The organism is Lysobacter sp. Root690, from assembly GCF_001427785.1.
GTDB lineage: Bacteria > Pseudomonadota > Gammaproteobacteria > Xanthomonadales > Xanthomonadaceae > Lysobacter.
This window is the reverse complement of the sequence record NZ_LMHM01000001.1, coordinates 551,726-573,770: the sequence shown is the minus strand read 5'-3', so window position 1 is coordinate 573,770 and position 22,045 is coordinate 551,726. Positions and strand designations below refer to the sequence as shown.

Below are 22,045 nucleotides of genomic sequence, written 5' to 3'. Positions count from 1 at the left end.
ATGAATGCACGCCACGCCACGCCCCTCGTTCTGACCGCGCTGACCCTCGCCCTGACCGCTTGCGGCAACAAGGGCCCGTTGGTCCTGCCGACCCAGCCCGCGCCGCAGGAAGCGCCGGCGGCCAAGCCCGGCGAAGTGCCGGTGTCCATTTCCAACGCCAACGACCCGCCGGTCGCGACCAAGCCGGCGACCAAGTCGCTGCCTACGCCGCCGCTGGACAGCGTGCTGACCCCGCCGACCACCCAGGACGGCAAGGACAGCAAGGACGCCAAGGACAAGGACGGCGAGACCCAGGACGGCGATGGCGCGGGCGAGACCAAGCCGGCCGAGCCGACGCCCGCCGGCGGCTGAGACCATGGCCGAATCCACCGCCGCGTCCGCATCGCCGGGTTCGGGCGCTACCGGCACCGGCAAGATGCGCTTCAGCAAGATGCACGGCGCCGGCAACGACTTCGTGGTGCTGGACCTGCGCGGCGGCCTCGCGCCGCCCGATGCCGACACCTGCCGCCGCCTCGCCGACCGTCATTTCGGGGTCGGCTGCGATCAGCTGCTGACCATCGAAGATCCGCTCAGCGACGGCGCCGTCGCTTCGTATCGGATCTGGAACGCCGACGGTTCGACCTCGCAGCAATGCGGCAACGGCGCGCGCTGCATCGCCGCCTGGCTGGTACGCGATGGCGCGGCTTCAAACAGCGCCGACGCCGACGGCGGCTTCTTCGTCGACAGCCCGGCCGGCCGCCACGCGGTGCAACCCCTGGGCGGCGACGCCTACCGCATCGGCATGGGCCGGCCCGAGTTCGAACCCGCGCGCATTCCTCTGCTCGGCTATGCCGCGCGCCAGGATCAATACGTGCTCGACATCCACGACACCGTGTTCGGTTTCGGCGCGGTGTCGATGGGCAATCCGCATGCGGTCATCGAAGTCGACGACGTCGACATCGCGCCGGTCGAAAGCATCGGCCCGCTGCTGCAATCGAGTTCGGCGTTTCCCGAATCGGCCAACGTGGGTTTCGTCCAGGTGATCGCGCCGGACCGGATCAAGCTGCGTGTGTACGAGCGCGGTTCCGGCGAAACCCTCGCCTGCGGCAGCGGCGCCTGCGCCGCCGCCGCGGTGCTGATGCAACGCGGCCGCGTCGGCCGCGACGTGCGCGTGCAGTTGCCCGGCGGCGAACTGCGCATCGTCTGGCCCGACGCCGAGTCGGCGCTGTCGATGTCCGGCCCGACCGCATTCGTCTTCGAAGGAGAGTGGAACCGATGAGCGACAGATTCGGCGACAAGCCGGCCGACCAGCTCGGCGCGCACGAAATCGCCAACTGGCTGCGCCGCCATCCGCGCTTCCTGCAGCAATTCCCCGACCTGTCGCTGAGCCTGGTGGTGCCGCGCGAGGAAGGTTCGGCCGCGTCGCTGGCGAGCTATCAGCTCGAAGTGCTGCGCGACAAGAACCGCGAACTCTCGCGCCGCCTGCACGAACTGTTCGGCAACGCCCAGGACAACGAACGCCTGGCCGTGCGCACCCACCAATTGACCCTCGCGCTGATGCGCCAGGACAACGCCGCCGACACCCTGCGCGCGATGGCAGCGAGCCTGGCCGAGGATTTCAACGGCGACCTGGTTCGGCTGATCGTGTTCAAGCCCTATGACGGTTTGAGCGACAACGAGTGGCTGCAGATCATCGACGAATCCGATCCGCGCCTGCAGCCGTTCCGCGACGCGCTGAGCGACGGCGAACCGCTGTGCGGCCGTCTGCAGCCGGAAAAGCACGCGGTGCTGTATGGCGAGCGCGCCGCTGACGTGCAGTCCACCGCGTTGCTGCCGTTGCCGGGCAGCGGCCTGATCGCGGTCGGTAGCCGCGACCCGAACCGTTTCTTCCCCGGCATGGGCACGCTGTTCCTGCGCATGATGGGCGAATCGCTGGCGGTGGCGTTGCGCCGTTACGACTGACGCGCGCGCCGCCATTGGAACCAGGGAGAGGTTCATGTTCGGTTTGTTCAAAGGCAACAAGCGCCTGCCCGACGACGTGCAACGGCGGGTCGAGGGCTCGGCTTCGCAGGCCGCGCGCGCACTCGCGCGCAACGACGCCGACGGCCGTCAGCAGGCGTATCGGCATTGCCTGGAAGCGCTGGAATTGCTGCCCGATCCGCCGGGGCAGTGGCCGCAGGCGGCGCAATTGTTCGCCACGCTCGGCGATGTGTACTGGCAGTCCGGCGACTTCGAAACCGCGTTGAACGCCTACATCGACGCGATCTCCTGCCGCGACGCGCTCGGCGAGGCGGCGCTGCACCTGCGCCTGGGCCGGGCGCACTACGAACTCGGCGACAGCGATCGCGCCGCCGACGAACTGTGCCGCGCCTATCTGGCCAGCGCGCACGCCGGCCGTGGCTTGGCCATATTCGAAGGCGAGGACCCGAAATACTTCGAGTTCCTCAAGACCCGCATGCAGGCGCCGCAAGAAGGCTGGTAGCGCGCGGATCAAGCCTCGTCGCGCATCGCCGCGACGCCGAAGCGAGTACGATCGCAGGGCATGAACGCCGTCGAAACATTTCTCGATCACCTGCGCGTGGAGCGGCGCATGTCCGCGCATACGCTCGATGCGTACCAGCGCGATCTGGCCGCGTTGTGGCTGTGGGCGGAAGAGAGCGGACGCGGCGACGTGATGGCCTTGCAGACCGAGGACCTGCGCGCGTTCATCGCCGCCGAACGCCGGCGTGGGCTGACCCCCAAGAGCCTGCAGCGGCGCTTGTCGGCGTGCCGAAGCTTTTATCTGTGGCAGGTCAAGCAAGGCCATCTGGCCGCCAGTCCGGCCGCGGCGATCCGCGCGCCGAAAGCGCCGCGCAAACTGCCGCAGGTGCTCGATCCGGACGAAGCCAAGGTGCTGGTCGAAGTGCCGACCGATGTGCCGCTGGGCTTGCGCGATCGCGCCGTGCTGGAACTGTTCTATTCGTCCGGCGTGCGCCTGAGCGAACTGTGCGCCTTGCGTTGGCGCGATCTGGACCTCGACGACGGCCTGGTCACCGTGCTCGGCAAGGGCGGCAAGCAACGCATCGTGCCGCTGGGCTCGCATGCGCGCGCCGCCTTGCGCGAGTGGCGCGCATCGACCGGCGCGGGCAACGATGCGCAGATTTTTCCCGGACGCGGCGGCGGCCCGATCACGCCGCGCGCGGTGCAACTGCGCATTCGCCAACTCGCCCAGCGCCAGGGCCTGTTCAAGCGCGTGCATCCGCATCTGCTGCGACATTCCTTCGCCAGTCACATCCTGGAATCCTCCGGCGATCTGCGCGGCGTGCAGGAACTGCTCGGCCACGCCGATATCGCCACCACCCAGATCTATACACATCTGGATTTCCAGCATCTGGCGAAGGTTTATGACGCGGCGCATCCTCGGGCCAAGCGGAAGAAGCAGGAATGAGTGGAGAGGAGTGAGGAGTGAGTAAGAGCCGGGCCTTGCTGTTACTTACCCCTCACTCCTCTCCACTCACTTCTGCTCCCCGCTCCCCTTGACAAGCGGTCCGGCGACCCCATCCAGGGTTACAGCATCCTGGAGGTCGCAATGGACCCGAGTCAGAATCCCAACGTATTTCACGCCACCACGATCGTCTCGGTACGCCGCGACGGCCGCGTCGCCGTGGCCGGCGACGGTCAGGTGACGCTTGGTCACACCGTCATGAAGTCGAACGCGCGCAAGGTGCGCCGCCTGGGCCGCGACGGCCAGGTGTTGGCCGGTTTCGCCGGCGCCGCCGCCGACGCATTCACCTTGTTCGAACTGTTCGAAGCCAAGCTGGAAAAACACGGCCAGCTGACCCGCGCCGCGGTCGAACTGGCCAAGGACTGGCGCACCGAACGACGCCTTGGAAAACTCGAAGCGCTGCTCGCGGTGGCCGACAAGGAAACGTCGTTGATCATCAGCGGCACGGGCGATGTGATCGAGCCCGAAGACGGCATCATCGCGATCGGTTCGGGCGGCATGTACGCGCTGTCCGCCGCGCGCGCGCTGATGGCCCACACCCAGCTCGACGCGCGCACCATCGCCACCGAGTCGATCGGCATCGCCGGCGATGTGTGCATTTATACGAATCGCAATGTGGTGGTGGAAGAGCTGTAAGGCCGAGATTCGGTATTCGGGATAAGGGATTCGCAAAGCGATCCGTCCCGCACCGACACCTTGCACCGGCTCTTGCCAATCCCGAATCCCCAATCCCGAATCCCGGCACTCATGAAACCCGACAACACCCACGCCACCATGACCCCGCGCGAAATCGTGCAGGAACTCGATCGCCACATCGTCGGTCAGCACGCGGCCAAGCGCGCGGTCGCGATCGCGCTGCGCAACCGCTGGCGGCGCATGCAGCTCGACGACGATCTGCGCAACGAAGTCATGCCCAAGAACATCCTGATGATCGGCCCGACTGGCGTCGGCAAGACCGAGATCGCGCGCCGCCTGGCGACGCTCGCCAACGCGCCGTTCGTCAAGGTCGAGGCCACGCGCTTCACCGAAGTCGGCTACGTCGGCAAGGACGTCGAGCAGATCGTGCGCGATCTGGCCGACACCGCGGTCAAGCTGTATCGCGAACAGGCCAAGACCCGCGTGCGCACCCAGGCCGAAGACCGCGCCGAGGACCGCATCCTCGACGCGCTGCTGCCCAAGCGCGTGCCCGGCGGTTTCGGCTTCGGCGCGGAAACCCCGGCCGCCGATCATAGCGCGCCCGACAGCGACACCCGCGCCAAACTGCGCAAGCAATTGCGCAGCGGCGAGCTGGACGAACGCGAGATCGAAATCGAAACCTCGCTCAACGTCGGCGTCGACATCATGGCGCCGCCGGGCATGGAGGAAATGGGCCAGCAGCTGCGGCAGATGTTCTCGCAGGTGTCGGGCGGCAAGAGCCAGAAGAAGCACCTCACGATCAAGGCCGCGCGTCCGCAGCTGATCGAAGAGGAGGCCGGCAAGCTCGTCAACGAAGACGACATCCGTCAGGCCGCGATCGAAGCCTGCGAGCAGCACGGCATCGTGTTCATCGACGAGATCGACAAGGTCGCCAAGCGCGGCGAGTCGGGCATGAGCGGCGGCGACGTCAGCCGCGAAGGCGTGCAGCGCGATCTGTTGCCGTTGGTCGAGGGCTCGACCGTGAGCACCAAGTACGGCGCGGTCAAGACCGACCACATCCTGTTCATCGCGTCGGGCGCGTTCCATCTGGCCAAACCCAGCGACCTGATTCCCGAGTTGCAGGGCCGCTTCCCGATCCGGGTCGAGCTGACCGCGCTGACCAAGGACGATTTCGTCCGCATCCTGACCGAGCCGAAGGCGGCGCTGACCACTCAGTACGTCGAACTGCTCAAGACCGAGGGCGTGAATCTGCAGTTCACCGCCGATGCGGTGGATCGTCTGGCCGAGATCGCCGCGCAGGTCAACGAGCGCCAGGAGAACATCGGCGCGCGTCGTCTGCATACGGTGCTTGAGCGTCTGCTCGATACCTTGAGCTACGAGGCGCCCGATCGCGATGGTCAGGCAGTGACGATCGATCGCGCCTATGTCGACGAGCATCTGGGCGAGTTGGTGCAGGATCCGGATTTGAGTCGTTACATCCTGTAATTCGCGCCGGTAATTCGCGGGCGCTTCCAAGCCCCTCTCCCGCTTGCGGGAGAGGGGTTGGGGTGAGGGGAGCAAGGTTGCGTCGCCTGAGCGACATCGCTGCAGTCAAAGCTCCAAGCCCCTCACCCTAGCCCTCTCCCGCAAGCGGGAGAGGGAACACTGTCGCGGCGATTAGCCGATATACCCACACGATCTATCGCGCAACCAGTCCGAAATCCGCACCCGCTCTGCTACCGTGTCGCCCCATGGACGACACCGCACTCGCGCGACGGACCGACACCGCGCGCACCGCCTTGGTCATCGGCGCCAATGGTTTTCTTGCCGGCTATCTGATCGCCGCCCTGCATCGCCACGGTTGGCGCGTGCTGCGTGGCGTCCGCGACAGCGGCCGCGCCTTGCGCGAGGACGAACGCGCCGCCGACCTTGCCCGCATGACCACGCCCGATGCCTGGCGCGACAGCCTGCGCGGGGTCGATGCGGTGGTCAACGTCGCCGGCATCCTGCGCGAGACCGGCGTGCAGACCTTTCAGACCATCCATGTCGACGGTCCACTTGCGTTGGCGCAGGCCTGCGTTGACTTCGGCGTCCCACGCTTCGTGCAGATCTCCGCGCTCGGCCAGGCCGAGGACGGCGGTTTTCTCGCCTCCAAGCACCGTTTCGATGAGGCCTTGCTCGCGCTGCCGTTGAGCGCGGTGGCGCTGCGTCCGTCGATCGTCTACGCCGCTTCGGGTTCCTACGGCGGCACCTCGCTGTTGCGCGCGCTGGCCGCGTTTCCGGGCTGGCAGTTGCTGCCCGGCGACGGCCACTGGCCGCTGCAGCCGGTCGCGGCCGAAGACCTCGGCGAGATCGCCGCGCGCGCCGCGGCGGGCACGCAACGCGGCATCTACGAAATCGGCGGCCCGCGCACGATGTCCTTGCGCGAGTACCAGACCCAGTGGCGGCGCTGGCTGCGCATCGACGGCAGCCGCGCGATCGATTTCCCGCAGTCGCTGGTGTCGCTGCAGGTCGCGATCAGCGAACGGCTCGGCCGCGGGCCGGTCGGCGAAACCATGTGGCGCATGCTCCGGCGCGGCAACATCACTGCGGCGGATGCGCCGGCGCGGGTGCAGGCCGACTTCGGTCACGCCGCGCGTGATCTGCCGCAGGTGCTCGCGGCCACGCCGAGCCAGGTCCAGGACCGTTGGCAGGCGCAGTTGTATTTCCTCGCGCCGACCTTGCGCTTGGCGATCGTCGCGCTGTGGCTGATTTCAGCCGTGACCGGATGGCTCACACCGGCGGCGACGATCGAAGCGATGACCGCCGGTTCGCCGATGCAGGCGCTGCAGCCGGTGTTGTTGGCGCGCGCGACCGCGACGCTCGATGCTGTGCTCGCCGCAGGGCTGTTGATCGGCTGGCGGCCGCGCTGGATGCTCGGCCTGATGGGCATCAGCGTGCTGGCCTACACCGTGGTGTTCGGCGCCTTGCTGCCGATGCAGTGGCTCGATCCGCTCGGCGGACTGGCCAAGAATCTGGTGGTGCTGCCGGCGCTCGCGGTGGCCTGGGTGTTGGCGGACAGGAGATAAACCGATGCTCTATCTGTGGGTGAAGTGGATACACATCCTGTCGTCGACCTTGCTGTTCGGCACCGGCCTGGGCATCGCGTTCTTCTTCTGGATCGCGCACAAGCGCGGCGACGCGAAGGTGATCGCCGAGACCGCGCGCACGGTGGTGATCGCCGATGCCTGCTTCACCGCGCCGGCGGTGATCGTGCAGTTCGCCACCGGCGTGTGGCTGATGCTGCACTTGGGCATGCCGCCGTCGGTGTTCTGGCTCAAGACCGCGCTGGTGCTGTTCTTCGTGGTCGGCGCGTGCTGGCTGCCGGTGCTGTGGTTGCAGGCGCGGGCGAAGCGGCTGGCGAGCGAAGCCGCGGCCGCGGGCGAACCGTTGTCGCCGGCGTATCACCGCACGATGCGCTGGTGGTTCTGGCTCGGTTGGCCGGCGTTCCTGAGCGTGATGGCGATCTTCTGGCTGATGGTGCTCAAGCCGATCTGAGCACGCCGGTCCGGACGTGCCTGTGTGAGCGTGGCGCTCAGCGCCAGCGCCGCAGGATCACCCCGATCGCCGGGAATTCGTCGCTGCCCGCGAGCCGGCCGTTGCGGCGTTCGATCTCGACGAAGCCTTCGGAGCGATACAAGCGCAGCGCCGGTTCGTTGCCGTCCAGCGCCTGAGTCCCGACCACCGGCCCGCAATCGGCCAGTGCGTGCCGCAACAGGCTGCGTCCGACCCCGCGGCGGTACGCGTCGGGGTGGACGTACAACCAGTTCAGCGTATGCCGCTGATAAGCGACAAAGCCCTGCACGACGCCGTCGAGCAGGCCGACATCGAGCCGGCCCTCGAACAGACCCTCGCTGTGCGCGGTGCGCGCCAGGCTGCGGAACGCGGCGGGATTCGCGCTGAGTGTCAATTCGTCCAGGCGCGCGCGATCGTGGATTTCGCACAGGCGCGGCCAGTCGCCCAGCACGTAGGGTCGGATCAGCACCGCGGATTGGAAAGGCACCGAATCTGAGTCGGACATCGCCAGCACGCTTGCGCACGAAAACCGGTGGAAACAGACTTTTCCCGAATCCCGAATCCCGAATCCCGAATCCCGAATCCCGAATCCCGAATCCCGAATCCCGACCTCAATCCTCGCCGATGTCCTCGTTCCAGACATCCGGATTGGCGGCGATGTAACCGCCGAGCATTTCGATGCATTCCTGGTCGGCCAGATCGATCACCTTGACCCCGGCCTCGCGCAGCCAATCCACGCCGCCGCTGAAGTTGACCGATTCGCCGACCACCACCGTGCCGATGTTGAACTGGCGCACCAAGCCGCTGCAGTACCAGCACGGCGCGAGCGTGGTGACCATGATCGTGTCGCGGTAACGGCGCTGGCGGCCGGCCTTGCGGAAGGCGTCGGTTTCGCCGTGAACGGACGGATCGTTCTCCTGGATGCGGCGATTGTGGCCGCAGCCGAGCAGGCGGCCGTCGTCGTGGAACAGCGCCGCGCCGATCGGAATGCCGCCCTCGGCCAAGCCCTGACGGGCTTCGGCGACGGCGGTGGCGAGTAGGGCGCGGTAGTCGGGGGTGGCGATCATGTGGGATTCCTGAGCGATGGCCGCCAGTCTGGCGCGAGCGCGGCGCCGGGTCGAGTGCGGGGTGCGTTGATGGGCGAGGTGCGGGGGCGCTGATGAGGCGATCGCACCCCAGGCCCGTCATTCCCGCGAACGCGGGAATCCAGCGACTTTCGGCAAGGGCGATGCATTGGCGGATGGCGCGTGGATCATCTGTTCGGAGTCAGCGCGGCCACGTTTCAAGTCACTGGATTCCCGCGTTCGCGGGAATGACGGCTGGGAGGTTCGTGCGAACGGCAGGTCGGCCGATTGGTAGCAATGACGGGCTGAGAGATTCGAAGCGGCGGTTGGTATCAGACAGGTTGCAACGGCAGGTATAAGGCGCGGCGTCGAGCAAAGCCGCCCTCAACCCGACCCCACCCCCCGCCCACGCCGCAACAGATCGACGTGTGGAATCCCATCCTCGTCGTACGGCTCCGACGACGGCTCGAACCCATACCGCCCGTAATACCCGAGCAGATGCGCCTGCGCGCCGATCTGAATATCCGCGCCCGGCCAGACGCGTTCGATCGCGCCCAGCGCCGCTTCCAGCATCGGACCGCCGACACCGCGTCCGCGGTGGCTCGCGGCGGTCAGCACGCGGCCGAAACTGACCTGCGGAAAACTCAGCCCCGGCGGCAGGATGCGCAGGTAGGCGGCGAGGGTGCCGTCGGCGTCGCGCCCGAACAGATGTAGGGCCTGCGGATGGCGGTCCTTGCCGTCGGGATCGAGGTACACACAGTTCTGTTCGATCACGAACACTTCCGCGCGCAGGCGCAGCAGGTCGTACAGCTCGTCCAGGCTCAGTTCGGCGTAGGGCTTGCTCTGCCAGGTCAGGTTCGCGGTCATCGCGAGATGATGCCAAAACTTCGCGGAAGCGACGCGGACAGCGGCCTCGTGGCAGGGGCTCGGCCCCGCCTTGCGCCTGGGGCGTCGCGCCGGACGGAACGCTCCGGAGCTGAAGCCGCGCCCACAAAAAGCCGGCGGCGCGGAACAGGGCAGGGCCGCGATACCGCCCCGGCGCGGCAAACCGTCTCACCTGCCGCTTGCGCCGCCCCGTGCGATAATCGGCCCATGAGCGAATCCACCCCCAAGCCCGACACCACCCACTTCGGTTTCCGCGACGTTCCGCGCGAGCAAAAGCGCAAGCTGGTCGGCGAAGTGTTCTCCTCGGTCGCCAGCAACTACGACCTGATGAACGACCTGATGAGCCTGGGCATCCATCGGGTCTGGAAGCGCTATTTCACCGCCACCGCGCAGGTCCGCCGCGGCGACCGCGTGCTCGATCTGGCCGGCGGCACCGGCGACATCGCAGCGCTCCTGCGCGACCGGGTCGGCGACCGCGGCGTGATCGTGCTGGGCGACATCAACCAGGACATGCTGCGGGTCGGTCGCGACCGCATGACCGATCGCGGCCGCGTGTCGGGGTTCGAATACGTGCAGCTCAACGCCGAGTCGCTGCCGTTCCCGGATGCGAGTTTCGACCTGGTCACCATCGCCTTCGGCCTGCGCAACGTCACCGACAAGGACGCCGCGCTGCGCGAGATGCTGCGCGTGCTCAAGGTCGGCGGCCAGGCGCGCGTGCTCGAATTTTCCGAAGTGAAGGCCGAGTGGTTCAAGCCGATCTACGACTTCCACTCGTTCAACGTGCTGCCGCGTCTGGGCAAGCTGTTCGCCAACGACAGCGAGAGCTATCGCTATCTGTCCGAGAGCATCCGCAAGCACCCGCCGCAGGACGAGCTCAAGCAGATGATGGTTGACGCGGGCTTCGCGCGCGTGGATTACAAGAATCTGAGCGCGGGTATCTGCGCGATTCATACTGGGTATAAGGCGTAACGCCGCCAGCGGCGCACAGGCATAAGTCGAGCGATCGTTCGAGAGCGTCGCTGCTATTTTTCGCGTATCTCGCGTCTAGCGTGTATCCCGTTTGACTTATTAACCCCCAAGTCCGTCATCCCCGCGAAGGCGGGGATCCAGGGCTTCACCGCGGCATGACTCTGAAGTCTCTGGATCCCCGCCTGCGCGGGGATGACGAGCAAAAGCCGACGCATGCGCAATGACAATCCGCGTGCAGCGACAACAGCGTCGCAACTCTCAATTCGTCATTCCCGCGAACGCGGGAATCCAGCGACTTTTGTGCAAGGGCGGGACGTTGATGGATGGCGAGTGAACCACTCTTTGATATCGGCGCGGCAACGTTCAAGTCACTGGATTCCCGCGTTCGCGGGAATGACGGCCTGGAAGGGGCGCAGGCACGGCTAGGAAGCACCAGCTCGCGGACCTCGCTGCATTGATCAACTAAGCACCGCGGTCCCAGCAACCAACCCGCGTCCGCTACCTTAAGCCGAAAACCCACCATCCACCGAAATCGCCGTACCCGTAATGAAATTCCCACCCGGCCCGGCCAGATGCGCCACCGTCGCGGCGACATCCTCGGCGCGGCCGAATTCGCCCAGCGGCAAACCGGCGCGCTGGTGATCGGCGCCTTCGCCGTCGGCCGGGTTCATGTCGGTATCGACCGGGCCGGGCTGAACCACGTTGACGGTGATCCCACGCTTGCCCAGGTCCTGCGCCAGCCCCTTGCTCAGGCCGAGCACCGCGGCCTTGCTCATCGAGTACAAGGTCATCCCCGGCGCGCCGACGCGCTCGCCCAGGCAACTGCCGATGGTGATGATGCGGCCGCCGCGCGGCAGGTGTTTGGATGCGGCCTGCGCGGCCACGAATGGCGCGCGTACATGGATCGCCATCACCCGCTCGTAGCTCTCGGCGCTCTCGTCCTCGAACGGACCGTAGGGAAATACGCCGGCGTTGTTGACCACGATGTCGATGCGGCCGAATTCGGCGACCGTGCGTTCGACCGCGGCGATCACTGCCTGCGGATCGGCGCTGTCGGCGGCCAGCGCGAGCGCGCGGCGGCCGCCGGCCTGAATCCGCTGGGCGACCGCGTTGGCCTGGTCGGCTGCGCGCGCGTAGGTCAGCACTACGTCGGCGCCGTCGTCGGCCAGGCGTTTGGCGATCGCCGCGCCGATGCCGCGGCTGCCGCCGGTGACCAGGGCGACTTTTCCTGCGAGGGGAAGGCTCATGTCGAGGGTTTCCGAAAGGTGGGAGTAGGGCGTCCACGCTAGCCCGGTCGCGGCGGTTGCGCAGCGGGGGCGGTCAGGACGATGCGTATTGCTGTCGTGGTCGGAGCGAATTCGGTTCTGTGGGTTTCGTCGCGTTGGAGCGGAAAGCGTCGGGGCTGAAGCCCCTCCCACAGAAACTTCGTGGCTTTGTCGCGCACTGGACAGATCCAGCGTCTGGCGTCGCGTTTCATTCGCGTAACCGTATCGGCCACATGGCCGCGGAATCTTTCTCGCGAGAGGGCTTCGGCCCGAACCCCGCACCGGCAAGATCGCCGCATCGCCCACGATCCAGCCCACCGCGACCCATCCCCGCGACCTGCCAACATGCACAAGCCCAGCGCCGGGGCGAGGCGCTACACTCGGGCCCTCACCCGCTGCCGTGGTTTTCCATGCGTACCTCGATCCTGACCGTTTGCCTTGTCGCGGCCCTGACCGCCGCCGCCGGTTGCTCGCGCGATGCCGCGCCGGCCGCCGACGCTTCCAAGACCACCGCGACGCCGGAGGCCAAAGTGACCGACACCGCCGTAGCCGCGGCCGACCGCGACGAACATTCCTACGCCCAGCCCGATCTGGTGCGCATCGACGATCTGGCCCTGCTGCTCGCGGTCGATTTCGCCAGCAAGACCCTGACCGGCAGCGCGACCTACACCCTGGCGTGGACCGATCCGAAGGCCAACCAGCTCGTGCTCGACACGCGCGACCTGAAGATCGAAAAGATCGTCGGCGAACGCGACGACGGCAAGTGGGTCGACCTCAAGTACAGCCTCGCCGACGCCGACAAGACCCTCGGCAGCAAGCTCACCATCGAAGCGCCGGATCGCAACAAGCGCATCCGCGTGAGCTACGCGACTTCGCCGAGCGCGTCGGGCCTGCAGTGGCTGGAACCGTCGATGACTCAGGGCAAGAAAACGCCCTTCATGTTCAGCCAGTCGCAGCAGATCCACGCGCGTTCGTGGGTGCCGCTGCAGGATACGCCGAGCGTGCGCTTCACCTACACCGCGCATGTCACCGCGCCGAAGGACGCGATGGTGCTGATGAGCGCCGACAACGATCCCAAGGCGGCGCGCGACGGCGACTACGAATTCAAGATGCCGCAGAAGATCCCGTCGTATCTGCTCGCGATCGCGGCCGGCGATCTGGTGTTCCAGCCGATCTCCAACCGCAGCGGCGTGTGGGCCGAGCCGGGCATGGTCAAAAAGGCCGCGACCGAGTTCGTCGACACCGAAAAGATGATGGAGACCACGGAGAAGTTGTACGGCCCGTATCGCTGGGAGCGTTACGACATCCTGGTGCTGCCGCCGTCGTTCCCGTACGGCGGCATGGAGAACCCGCGCCTGACCTTCGCCACGCCGACCGTGATCGTCGGCGACAAGTCGCTGGTGTCGCTGGTCGCGCATGAGCTGGCGCACAGCTGGTCGGGCAACCTGGTGACCTTCAGCAGCAGCAAGGACGCCTGGCTCAACGAAGGCTTCACCAGCTACGTCGAGAACCGCATCGTCGAGGCGCTGTACGGCAAGGAGCGCTCCGACATGGAGAGCGTGATCGGCCGCAACGAGCTCGCCGCCGAATTCAAGACCATCGATCCCAAGCTGCAGGCGCTGGCGCTCAAGCCCGGCGTGCTCAAGGACCCGGACGAAGCCAGCAGCGCGACCGTCTACACCAAGGGCGCGTGGTTCCTGCAGTTCCTCGAACAGCGCTACGGCCGCGAGGTGTTCGATCCGTTCCTGCGCGACTACTTCAATCACTTCGCGTTCCAGAGCATCGCGACCACCCAGTTCGTCGACTACGCCAAGGCCAACCTGCTCGCCAAGCATCCGGGCAAGGTCAGCGAAGCCGAGCTGGACGAATGGATCTACGGGTCGGGCATTCCGAAGTCGGCGCCGGCCACGGTGTCGCCGCGTTTCGACGCGGTAGATGCCGCGCGCAAGACCTGGGTCGACGGCGGCGCGCTGCCGGACAAGGCGCTGACCGCGAAGTGGACCACCCAGGAATGGGTGCATTTCATCGAAGGCATGCCGGAAAAACTCAGCGTCGATCAGCTCGGCGCGCTGGATGCGGCGTACAAGTTCACCGGCACGCCGAACGGCGAGATCGCCCAGCGCTGGTATCCGCTGACGGTGCGCAGCGGTTATCACCAGGCCGACCAGGCCATCGCCGCGTTCCTCACCACCATCGGCCGGCGCAAGCTGATCATGCCGACCTACGGCGAACTGGTGAAAACGCCCGAAGGCCTGAAGCTGGCCGAGGACACCTTCGCCAAGGCCAAGCCGGGTTATCACCCGATCACCACCGGTTCGGTCGAGGCGGTGATCGCCAAGGCCAAGGAGCCGGCGCAGCCGTCGGCGGCCGGTCAGTAAGCCGGTCCGGCAGCGCAAGCGCATGAGCCTGCGACGCATCATCAAGACGGTCGCCCTCGGGGCGGCCGTTTTGTTGTGCGCGCTGTTCGTGTGGCTGTGGTGGGATCCGTATCGCGTCGTGCTGGCCGATTTCGCCCGCCAGCGCATCGCCGCCGGACTGACCCGCAACGCGGTCAAGATCGACGATCAGCGCTGGGTCTACGCCTACAACGACGACGCGCCGGCGAACGCGCCGACCATCGTCATGATCCACGGCTTCACCGGCGGCAAGGAAAACTGGTATCCGCTCGCGCAGCGGCTGCACGGCCGCTATCGCATCTTCATCCCGGATCTGCCGGGCTGGGGCGAGAGCGAGCGCAAGCAGGGCGGGGATTACGGATTCGTCGCCCAGAACGATCGCGTCGCGCGCTTCATCGAACAGGTCGCGCGCAAGGACGGCAGCCCGATCGTATTGCTCGGCCATTCGATGGGCGGCGGCATCGTCGCGCTGACCACTGCGCGGCATCCGCAACTGGTCGATCGGTTTGGTCTGTTCGATGCAGCCGGCGTGCGCTTCAAGGACAACCGGTTCGGCATCGAGGTGCTGGACGGCAAGAATCCGTTCGCGGTCGACGACGCCGCATCGCTGCAACGCTACATCGACACCGTGTTCTTCGATCCGCGCACCAAGCCGTCGATCCCGTGGCCGGCCGACGGCATCTATATCGAACGGCGCAAGCGCGATGCGGCGTTCGAGCAATCCGTGCTCGACAAGATCGGCCGCGGCGACGAGCGCTTTCTGCCCGGCATCGAGGCCGCGCGCATCGCTCAACCGGCGCTGCTGCTATGGTGCCGGCAGGACGCGGTGATCGATGCCAGTGCGCTGGAGTTGTACGCGGCGCAACTGCCGCAAGCGCAGCGCGTATTGCTCGACGGTTGCGGCCACATGTCGATCGTCGAACGTCCCGATGCGGCCGCGCAGGCCGTGACCCAACTGATAGACAAGGGCCAAGCACGATGAATACCCGTACCGCCACCTTGCTGCTCGCCGCCGCGATGATTCTCGCTGCCTGCGAAAAGCCCGATCCCAAGATCGCCGAAGCGGCCAAGGCCGCGCAGCAGGAACAGGCCGCGGCGACCGCGGCCAAGGATTTCGACGGCGCCTACGGTCAGCAGAACTGGGAAATGGCCGCGGCCTATGGCGAGATCGTCACCTCCAAGTATCCGGGCACGCCGACCGCCGATCGGGTGCGGCCGCTGTACGAGGAAGCGCAGGGCAAGGCCAAGCTGGCGCGCGAGCAGCGCCGGGTCGAGTCGCTGTGGTCGTACATGAGCACGCCGGTCAAGACCGACAAGGGCAAGGACGGCACCCAGTTGTCGGCGTCGCTGTACGCGAAAGCCAACGTCGAAACCGATGGCCGCACGCCGCGCCCGGTGCAGCTGATCTTCCGCGATCATCCCGATTGGGGCCGCAGCAGCTACCTCGTATTGCAGGTCGGCGATTTCAATTGCTACGGCGGCTGCAAGCTCAAGGTCGGCATCGACGGCAAGATCAAGACCATGGCCGGACGCAGGCCAAAGACCGACGAAGCGATCGCGATGTTCATCGAGGACGAACGCGGCCTGTGGCGCATGCTCGACAAGGCCAAGGAACTGACCATCGAGTTCCCGGTCAAGGCCGGCGGCACGCGCACGGCGACGTTCGAAGTCGGCGGGTTGAAGCAGGACAAATTGCCGGGTTGGAAGTGATGATCGGCGTGCGCGGCGCTTGCGGTCTGGCGATGTTCGGCTTGATGCTTTCCGCGGTGTTTTTCGCCGGGCGCGCCGACGCCGTCGAGGGTAATCGCGAGAAATTCAAAGTCAGCAAGCTCGTGGGCGAGCGCGGCATGGAGCAGCCCGACGTGCCGCAACCGCCGCAGCGCGATTCGCCGCGAGGTCGCGCGTTGGCCGCGTTGGCCGCGATCGAAGGGCCGCTGACCTTGTACTCGTTGCAGCCTTTTATGCCGCCGACATCGCCGCCGCGGCGCGGCGCTTACGGCAGCCCCGAATACATCGCCGCGGAAAAGCGCGACGATGAATTATGGGAGCGCAGCCAGCGCGAATGGTGCGCGCGCGACGACTGTTTGGCCAGCAACAAGGTGCTGGGAAAGGTCGCGGTGAACAGCAAGAACGATCGTGCTCAGGTGATCAAGGCCCTGCGCGAATCGCTCGGAAAAATCCCTGGATACGTTTCGATGTGTCTTCCCGAGTACCGGCATAGTGTCGCGTTCGTATCGGGTGGACACTACTACGACGTGCTGTTGTGTTACCAATGCGGACAGGTTCGGGTCATCATCGACGGCGACGACGAAGGCGGCAACGGCCAGACCTACTCGATGGGCAGTCAGGCCGCATTGAACGCGATCCTGCGCAAGGCGGGGATTCCACTGGCGAAAGCGTCGTGGGGACCGTCGAAAGAATGAGCTCGCTTTTCGATGGCGCGACCGCGTCGGCGGCGACGCCGTTGCCGACCGCTGAAACGGCGCCTGTGATTCACGACGCAACGCAGCCGTGAAGCAACGCATCGTACGAATCTCGATGTGGATCGCCGCGCTGATCCTGCTCGCGGCCGTGGGCGTGGCCGCGGCCTGGTGGATGTTCCTTCGCTGGCAACCCGATCGCGAACGTTTTCCCTTACGCGGCATCGACGTATCGCACCATCAGGCCGCGATCGACTGGCCCGCGGTCGCGCGCGACGACGTCGCCTTCGTCTATCTAAAGTCCAGCGAAGGCGGCGACCACCGCGACCGGCGCTTCGCCGAGAACTGGCGCGCCGCGCGCGCGGCCGGCATCGCCACCGGCGCGTATCACTTCTTCACCTTCTGCCGCAGTGGTGCCGAGCAGGCGCGCAACTTCATCGACGCGGTGCCGGTCGCCGCCGATGCCTTGCCGCCGGCGGTGGACCTGGAGTTCGGCGGCAACTGCGGCAAGACCCCGGACGACGCGACCCTGCGCCGCGAACTCGATGCCTACCTGCAAGCGGTCGAACACGCCTACGCGAAACCGGCGCTGCTGTACGTCACGCCGGAATTCCTCGCGGCATATCGCCAGGCATTGCCGCCGCGCGCGCTGTGGCGGCGCGCGATCGTGCGCGCGCCCGACGCGAGCGCGCCGTGGGTGCTGTGGCAGTACCACAACCGCGCTCGCGTCGCCGGCATCGTCGGTCCGGTCGATCTGAACGTGTTCGACGGCGACGCGGCCGCGTTCGCGCGTTGGCGCGGCGGCAAGGTGCCGTCGCAGCCGCGCGCGGGCGTCGAGGCGGACAAGCAGGCGCCTTGAGCGAACCGTGATCGCCGCGTGAGCAATCCCCGCACATCGATCGCCGACAGCCGGACGGGTGAGCGCGGCGTTGTTTCACGAGTGCTTGCAGGCCATCGCGCGTCGCGCGTCGTATCAGTGCTTGAAGCAATCCGCCTTGGCCCCGTCGACTCGGCGGTACTGCAACACCGTGCCCGGCGCGACATCGAAACGCCGCCCGTCGAGCATCGCGCCGTCGCGCTGGACGTAGCCGCTCAGGCACGGCGCGAAATCCGCCGCGCGCAACGGCGAATCGCCGCCGTCGAGCACAAAACGGCGGAACACCGCGGCATCGCCCGCCGGCATGCCCGCGGTGATCGCTGCGATCAAGGCGGTGTTGTCGACGCGGTACGCCGGTTGCTTGCGCGCCTTGAGTATCAAGGCCCGCAGCACTTCGTCGAGTCCGCGCCGTCCATCGCTGGCGCGCCGCAGCGACAGTTCGGCCTGCCACGCGGCGAGATAACCACGGCGATACAGCAACTGCTCGGCATCCGGATCGCTCCAGAAGCGGTCGCCCGCCGCATCGGCGCCGAGCCCGCGACGCTTGACCAGGTTGTAACGCAGGATGCGTTCGTTGAAGGCATCCAGCGCCTGCGCCGAATCGAACAGGCCGGCACGGGTCAGCACGCGCACCGCGAAGAACTCGGTGAAACCTTCGGTGAACCAATAACCGCGCGGCTCCTTGCGGTCGTCGCCCTGGATCGACAGCCGCAGCGTCTGCCCGATCCATTGGTGCGAGTACTCGTGCGCCAGCAGCCAGCGCATCAAACCGCGTTCGTCGTGATCGCGCAGATCGTAATCGGCCGCGACATACGTGGTGAACGCACGTTGCAGGCCGGTGCCGCCGCCGATGCGTATGCCTTTTTCCTCGCCGCCGGTCGCGCCATGCAGGCCGATCAGAAACCACGGCTGGCTGTCGCGGTAAAACGCGCGCACGCCGCCGAGCACGGCGCGAACGTCAGCGTCGAAGGCGCGACGGTCGAAGCCCGGCGCCATCGCCGACAGCGCGACGCCGATCTTGCCGTCGGGGGTGTCGAGCGTGCTCAGGTGGATGGCGCCGCCGACGAACAGGCTGTTGCGTAGCGTCGCAAGTTGAACCGGGGTGGTTGCGAGATGCGCGCCGGGGCCGAACGAAGAGGCGAAGTGCGCGTCGTCGGCGACAGCGCGCGCATCGAACTCGAACGCGATGGTGTCGCTGCCACGCGCGCTTGTCGGCAACACCAGGGCGGTGTGCCCGACCAGATGCAGCATGCCGGCATGCACGATCGGCCGATGCACGGCCATCGGTTCGGCGCCGAGCACGGATGGGCCGCTGGGCGCGATGCGATAACGCACGGTCAGCGGCTGGCCGGGCGCGTTGCGCACCGTCCAGCCCGACACGTCTTGATTGACGCTCAACGCGCGTCCGCTTTCATCCTCGACGCGCAAGTCGCGGATGAGCCGGCGCGCGTCGCGTACGTCGGCCCATTGGTCTTCGTTGGCGAAGGTGGTGCGCCCGTCGCTGTCGCCGCGCGTGCGCAGCGACACGCTGAGGCCGCGTTCGGCGTCGAGTCGCTCCAGGCGCAGCGCGATCGGAATCGGCGAAGTGGCGGCCGACGCCAGCGGCGCCAGTACGGCCAGCACGACCAGTATTGGCAAGCCGCACAAACGACGCGGCATGTCTCGTTCCATGAGCAGATTCCTCGGCGATGTTCGGTTGAGCGGAGGTTTCGCGGGCGACGTCCCGGGTGTTCGAACGTACTCGATCGCGCTGGAACACGTCCGAGTGTCCGAAGCTGTCTGGATCGATTCTAAGCCGATACGACGGCGTCATGGCGAGGCGGTCATGAGCGCGCGAAGAAACATTGCGCCGGTCTCGACGGAGTGTTCGCGTCGCGGCTTGCGCCCCTTGTGCACGCGGATTGCACACCCACGCGACGACCGAGGTATCGCAAAAACAAACAAAAATCCCGGCCGAAGCCGGGATTGTCCGCACCACATCGCGATGTATACCGAAGCCAGAATCCGCTCTAACGATTCCCGACTCCCACTCCCGATTCCCGCTGTTAAAGCGCGTACCCAAACTGCTGCCGGAACTGCTCGGCGAATTCCTCGTAATCGAAGCGCTGGTTCTGCGTGCCCGGATGCTCGACCTTCAACGCGCCCATCAGATTCGCCATGCGGCCGATCGTCAGCCAGTCGTAGCCCTTCTCGATGCCGAAGATCAGGCCGGCGCGGAACGCATCGCCGCAGCCGGTCGGATCGGTCACGCGGCGCTCGTGCGCCGGCGGGATGTCGTAACTCTTTTCGGCGGTGTGGATCTGCGAGCCGTGCGGGCCGCGCGTGGTGATGTAGGCCTTCACCCGCTTGACGATGTCGCTCTCGCTCCAGCCGGTGCGCTCTTGCAGCAGGTTGGATTCGTAATCGTTGACGGTGACGTAGTCGGCTTGCTCGATGAAATGACGCAGCTCTTCGCCGTTGAACAACGGCATCGCCTGGCCCGGATCGAAGATGAAGGGAATGCCCAATTCCGCGAATTCGGTGGCGTTCTGGATCATGCCTTCGCGGCCGTCGGGACTGACGATGCCGAAGGTCACGCCCTTCACGTCGCGCACGTGGTTTTCGTACGAACGCATCATCGCGCCGGGATGGAACGCGGTGATCTGGTTGTTGTCGTGATCGGTCGTGATGAACGCCTGCGGCGTGAACAGCTCCGGGATTTCCTTGACGCACTCAAGGCGGATCTTCTGTTCTTCGAACCACTCGCGATACGGACCGAAATCCTGGCCGACGGTCGCCATCGGAATCGGATCGCCGCCCAGCAGCTTGAGGTTGTACGCGATGTTGCCGGCGCAGCCGCCGAACTCGCGGCGCATGCGCGGCACCAGGAACGACACGTTCAAGATGTGAACCTTGTCCGGCAGGATGTGGTTCTTGAACTGGTCCGGGAACACCATGATGGTGTCGTAGGCCAGCGAGCCGCAAATCAGTGCAGACATGGTCACCCCAAATAAAAGTCGCGAATGCGAAAGCGGGCGGTGAAAGACCGCCCGGCGGCGTAGGGTAGCGGGTGGGCGCGCGGGCGGCCAGTTTTTTGCGCTCGGCCCGACGCCGGCGGGCACCGCGAGGGTCCCGCGGCGGCCCGCTCGGCCGGTCCCGGTCCAACCCCGAAACCGGTCGCGACAGGCAGCCGGCAGGCCGCTGACCTAGGGTTATCCCCAGGGGTGCCGGGCCCGATCCGGACCCACTCGCTGAATAGCGCAGGTCGAGCGAAACCGTTGATTTTCCTTGCTCGCAGGGGGGGCGGTTGCTAGGCTTATGCCCCCGCTCGCCCCAACTTTTAACGGCCCAATCCCCCGATGTTCAAGAAGTTTCGCGGCATGTTCTCCAATGACCTGTCCATCGACCTGGGCACGGCCAACACCCTCATTTATGTGCGCGGGCAAGGGATTGTCCTGAACGAGCCGTCCGTGGTCGCAGTGCGCCAGGACCGGCTGATCGGCGGAAATCGGACCGTGGCGGCGGTCGGCGGCGAGGCCAAGCAGATGCTCGGTCGCACCCCCGGCCACATCACCACGATCCGGCCGATGAAGGACGGCGTCATCGCCGACTTCACCTACACCGAGGAAATGCTCAAGCATTTCATCCGCAAGGTGCACAAATCGCGCTTCCTGCGCCCGAGCCCGCGCGTGCTGGTGTGCGTGCCGTGCGGCTCGACCCAGGTCGAGCGCCGCGCGATCAAGGAATCGGCCGAAGAGGCCGGCGCGCGCGAGGTTTACCTGATCGAAGAACCGATGGCCGCGGCGATCGGCGCCGGCATGCCGGTGACCGAGGCGCGCGGCTCGATGGTCGTCGACGTCGGCGGCGGCACCACCGAGGTCGCGGTGATCGCGCTCAACGGCATCGTCTACTCGGCGTCGGTCCGCATCGGCGGCGACCGCTTCGACGAATCCATCATCAACTACGTGCGCCGCACCTACGGCACCCTGATCGGCGAAGCCACGGCCGAGCGGATCAAGCTCGAGATCGGCTGCGCCTACCCGCAGGAACGCGCCGCGACGATCGAGATCTCCGGCCGTAACCTCGCCGAGGGCGTGCCGAAGATGGTGCGGATCAACTCCAACGAAGTGCTCGAAGCGCTGCGCGAGCCGCTGGCCGGCATCGTCGCGGCGATCAAGCTGGCGCTGGAGCAGACCCCGCCGGAACTGTGCGCCGACGTCGCCGAGCGCGGCATCGTGCTCACCGGCGGCGGCGCGCTGCTGCGCGACCTGGATCGCCTGATCAGCGAGGAAACCGGCCTGCACGTGCAGGTCGCCGACGATCCGCTGACCTGCGTCGCCCGCGGCGGTGGCCGCGCGCTGGAGCTGGTCGACATGCACGGCAACGAGTTTTTCGCGCCGGAGTGAGTGGAGCCGGGAATCGGGAGTGGGGAAGCGGGAGTCGTGAAAGCCCGTTCGCCGCGTCTGGTTCCTTCGACGCTCAGGCGTTAGTGTCAGCAGTTACCTCGCAAGCGCGCGCAGCGATCCGTCGCTGCGTTCTCGCTTCTACGAATCCCGA

The 22,045-nt window shown here is 66.6% G+C and carries 22 protein-coding genes; 16 read left to right on the top strand and 6 right to left on the bottom strand.

The genetic code is table 11. From position 1 onward, the window contains the following. The 9 genes from ASD86_RS25690 (at position 1) to ASD86_RS02495 (ending at position 7,615) form a co-directional block, all read left to right on the top strand. Positions 1-351 (top strand): lipoprotein, encoded by a 351-nt coding sequence (locus tag ASD86_RS25690; protein ID WP_082577986.1) that lies wholly within the window; start codon positions 1-3, stop codon positions 349-351. A gap of 4 nt (positions 352-355) precedes the next feature. Then, positions 356-1,258 (top strand): diaminopimelate epimerase, encoded by a 903-nt coding sequence (gene dapF, locus ASD86_RS02530; protein ID WP_056106493.1) that lies wholly within the window; start codon positions 356-358, stop codon positions 1,256-1,258. Further along, positions 1,255-1,941: a DUF484 family protein gene (locus ASD86_RS02525; RefSeq protein ID WP_036101645.1), complete on the top strand. Its 687-nt coding sequence runs from the start codon at positions 1,255-1,257 to the stop codon at positions 1,939-1,941. The genes dapF and ASD86_RS02525 overlap by 4 nt, the downstream gene beginning before the upstream one ends. 34 nt (positions 1,942-1,975) lie before the next feature. Beyond that, positions 1,976-2,461, top strand: a complete 486-nt coding sequence (locus ASD86_RS02520) for a tetratricopeptide repeat protein (protein ID WP_056106491.1) — start codon at positions 1,976-1,978, stop codon at positions 2,459-2,461. Positions 2,462-2,521: 60 nt separating this feature from the next. Beyond that, positions 2,522-3,406: a tyrosine recombinase XerC gene (xerC, locus tag ASD86_RS02515; RefSeq protein ID WP_082577985.1), complete on the top strand. Its 885-nt coding sequence runs from the start codon at positions 2,522-2,524 to the stop codon at positions 3,404-3,406. Positions 3,407-3,547: 141 nt separating this feature from the next. Beyond that, entirely contained in the window at positions 3,548-4,099 is a 552-nt protein-coding gene (hslV, locus tag ASD86_RS02510) for an ATP-dependent protease subunit HslV (RefSeq protein WP_036101643.1), read from the top strand. A 138-nt stretch (positions 4,100-4,237) separates the two neighbouring features. Then, entirely contained in the window at positions 4,238-5,584 is a 1,347-nt protein-coding gene (gene hslU / locus ASD86_RS02505; protein WP_046659405.1) for an ATP-dependent protease ATPase subunit HslU, read from the top strand. A gap of 245 nt (positions 5,585-5,829) precedes the next feature. Then, a complete protein-coding gene (locus tag ASD86_RS02500; RefSeq protein ID WP_056106488.1) occupies positions 5,830-7,146 on the top strand; it encodes an SDR family oxidoreductase in 1,317 nt (438 codons plus the stop codon). Between the two features lie 4 nt (positions 7,147-7,150). After that, entirely contained in the window at positions 7,151-7,615 is a 465-nt protein-coding gene (locus tag ASD86_RS02495) for a DUF2269 domain-containing protein (RefSeq protein WP_056106486.1), read from the top strand. 37 nt (positions 7,616-7,652) lie between these two features. On the opposite strand, the gene ASD86_RS02490 is transcribed toward ASD86_RS02495, so the two are convergent. The 3 genes from ASD86_RS02490 to ASD86_RS02480 all read right to left on the bottom strand — a co-directional run bounded on the left by ASD86_RS02490 (position 7,653) and on the right by ASD86_RS02480 (position 9,564). Beyond that, complete coding sequence (locus ASD86_RS02490; protein ID WP_200957163.1) at positions 7,653-8,120, bottom strand: GNAT family N-acetyltransferase; 468 nt, start codon at positions 8,118-8,120, stop codon at positions 7,653-7,655. 124 nt (positions 8,121-8,244) lie between these two features. Continuing rightward, the gene (locus tag ASD86_RS02485) at positions 8,245-8,700 is read right to left on the bottom strand and encodes a nucleoside deaminase (protein ID WP_036101637.1); all 456 of its coding nucleotides are present in this window, start codon (positions 8,698-8,700) and stop codon (positions 8,245-8,247) included. Between the two features lie 381 nt (positions 8,701-9,081). Next, positions 9,082-9,564 carry a GNAT family N-acetyltransferase gene (locus ASD86_RS02480; RefSeq protein ID WP_056106482.1) on the bottom strand — a complete coding sequence of 161 codons (483 nt, stop codon included), beginning with the start codon at positions 9,562-9,564 and terminating at the stop codon, positions 9,082-9,084. Positions 9,565-9,789: 225 nt separating this feature from the next. Between ASD86_RS02480 and ubiE the strand changes: the two genes are divergently transcribed. After that, positions 9,790-10,551, top strand: a complete 762-nt coding sequence (gene ubiE, locus ASD86_RS02475; RefSeq protein ID WP_046658025.1) for a bifunctional demethylmenaquinone methyltransferase/2-methoxy-6-polyprenyl-1,4-benzoquinol methylase UbiE — start codon at positions 9,790-9,792, stop codon at positions 10,549-10,551. 503 nt (positions 10,552-11,054) lie between these two features. On the opposite strand, the gene ASD86_RS02470 is transcribed toward ubiE, so the two are convergent. Then, the gene (locus ASD86_RS02470; RefSeq protein ID WP_056106480.1) at positions 11,055-11,798 is read right to left on the bottom strand and encodes an SDR family oxidoreductase; all 744 of its coding nucleotides are present in this window, start codon (positions 11,796-11,798) and stop codon (positions 11,055-11,057) included. Between the two features lie 428 nt (positions 11,799-12,226). On the opposite strand from ASD86_RS02470, the gene ASD86_RS02465 reads away from it, so the two are divergent. From ASD86_RS02465 to ASD86_RS02445, 5 genes are all read left to right on the top strand, one after another. Next, positions 12,227-14,194, top strand: a complete 1,968-nt coding sequence (locus ASD86_RS02465) for a M1 family metallopeptidase (protein WP_056106477.1) — start codon at positions 12,227-12,229, stop codon at positions 14,192-14,194. Between the two features lie 22 nt (positions 14,195-14,216). After that, positions 14,217-15,194, top strand: coding sequence for an alpha/beta hydrolase (locus tag ASD86_RS02460; protein ID WP_056106475.1), 978 nt, complete (start codon positions 14,217-14,219; stop codon positions 15,192-15,194). Next, a complete protein-coding gene (locus ASD86_RS02455) occupies positions 15,191-15,922 on the top strand; it encodes a hypothetical protein (RefSeq protein ID WP_056106473.1) in 732 nt (243 codons plus the stop codon). The genes ASD86_RS02460 and ASD86_RS02455 overlap by 4 nt, the downstream gene beginning before the upstream one ends. Beyond that, positions 15,913-16,635, top strand: coding sequence for a hypothetical protein (locus ASD86_RS02450; RefSeq protein ID WP_157476041.1), 723 nt, complete (start codon positions 15,913-15,915; stop codon positions 16,633-16,635). Before ASD86_RS02455 ends, ASD86_RS02450 begins: the two co-directional genes overlap by 10 nt. Before the next feature lie 88 nt (positions 16,636-16,723). Continuing rightward, on the top strand, positions 16,724-17,491 hold the full coding sequence (locus ASD86_RS02445; RefSeq protein ID WP_200957161.1) for a GH25 family lysozyme: 768 nt from the start codon (positions 16,724-16,726) through the stop codon (positions 17,489-17,491). 114 nt (positions 17,492-17,605) lie between these two features. On the opposite strand, the gene ASD86_RS02440 is transcribed toward ASD86_RS02445, so the two are convergent. Together ASD86_RS02440 and ASD86_RS02435 are read right to left on the bottom strand one after the other, a co-directional pair. Next, complete coding sequence (locus tag ASD86_RS02440; RefSeq protein ID WP_056106469.1) at positions 17,606-19,168, bottom strand: hypothetical protein; 1,563 nt, start codon at positions 19,166-19,168, stop codon at positions 17,606-17,608. Between the two features lie 386 nt (positions 19,169-19,554). Beyond that, complete coding sequence (locus ASD86_RS02435; protein WP_036101619.1) at positions 19,555-20,487, bottom strand: carbohydrate kinase family protein; 933 nt, start codon at positions 20,485-20,487, stop codon at positions 19,555-19,557. A gap of 360 nt (positions 20,488-20,847) precedes the next feature. Between ASD86_RS02435 and ASD86_RS02430 the strand changes: the two genes are divergently transcribed. Further along, positions 20,848-21,894: a rod shape-determining protein gene (locus ASD86_RS02430; RefSeq protein ID WP_046658019.1), complete on the top strand. Its 1,047-nt coding sequence runs from the start codon at positions 20,848-20,850 to the stop codon at positions 21,892-21,894. Positions 21,895-22,045: the final 151 nt, after the last annotated feature.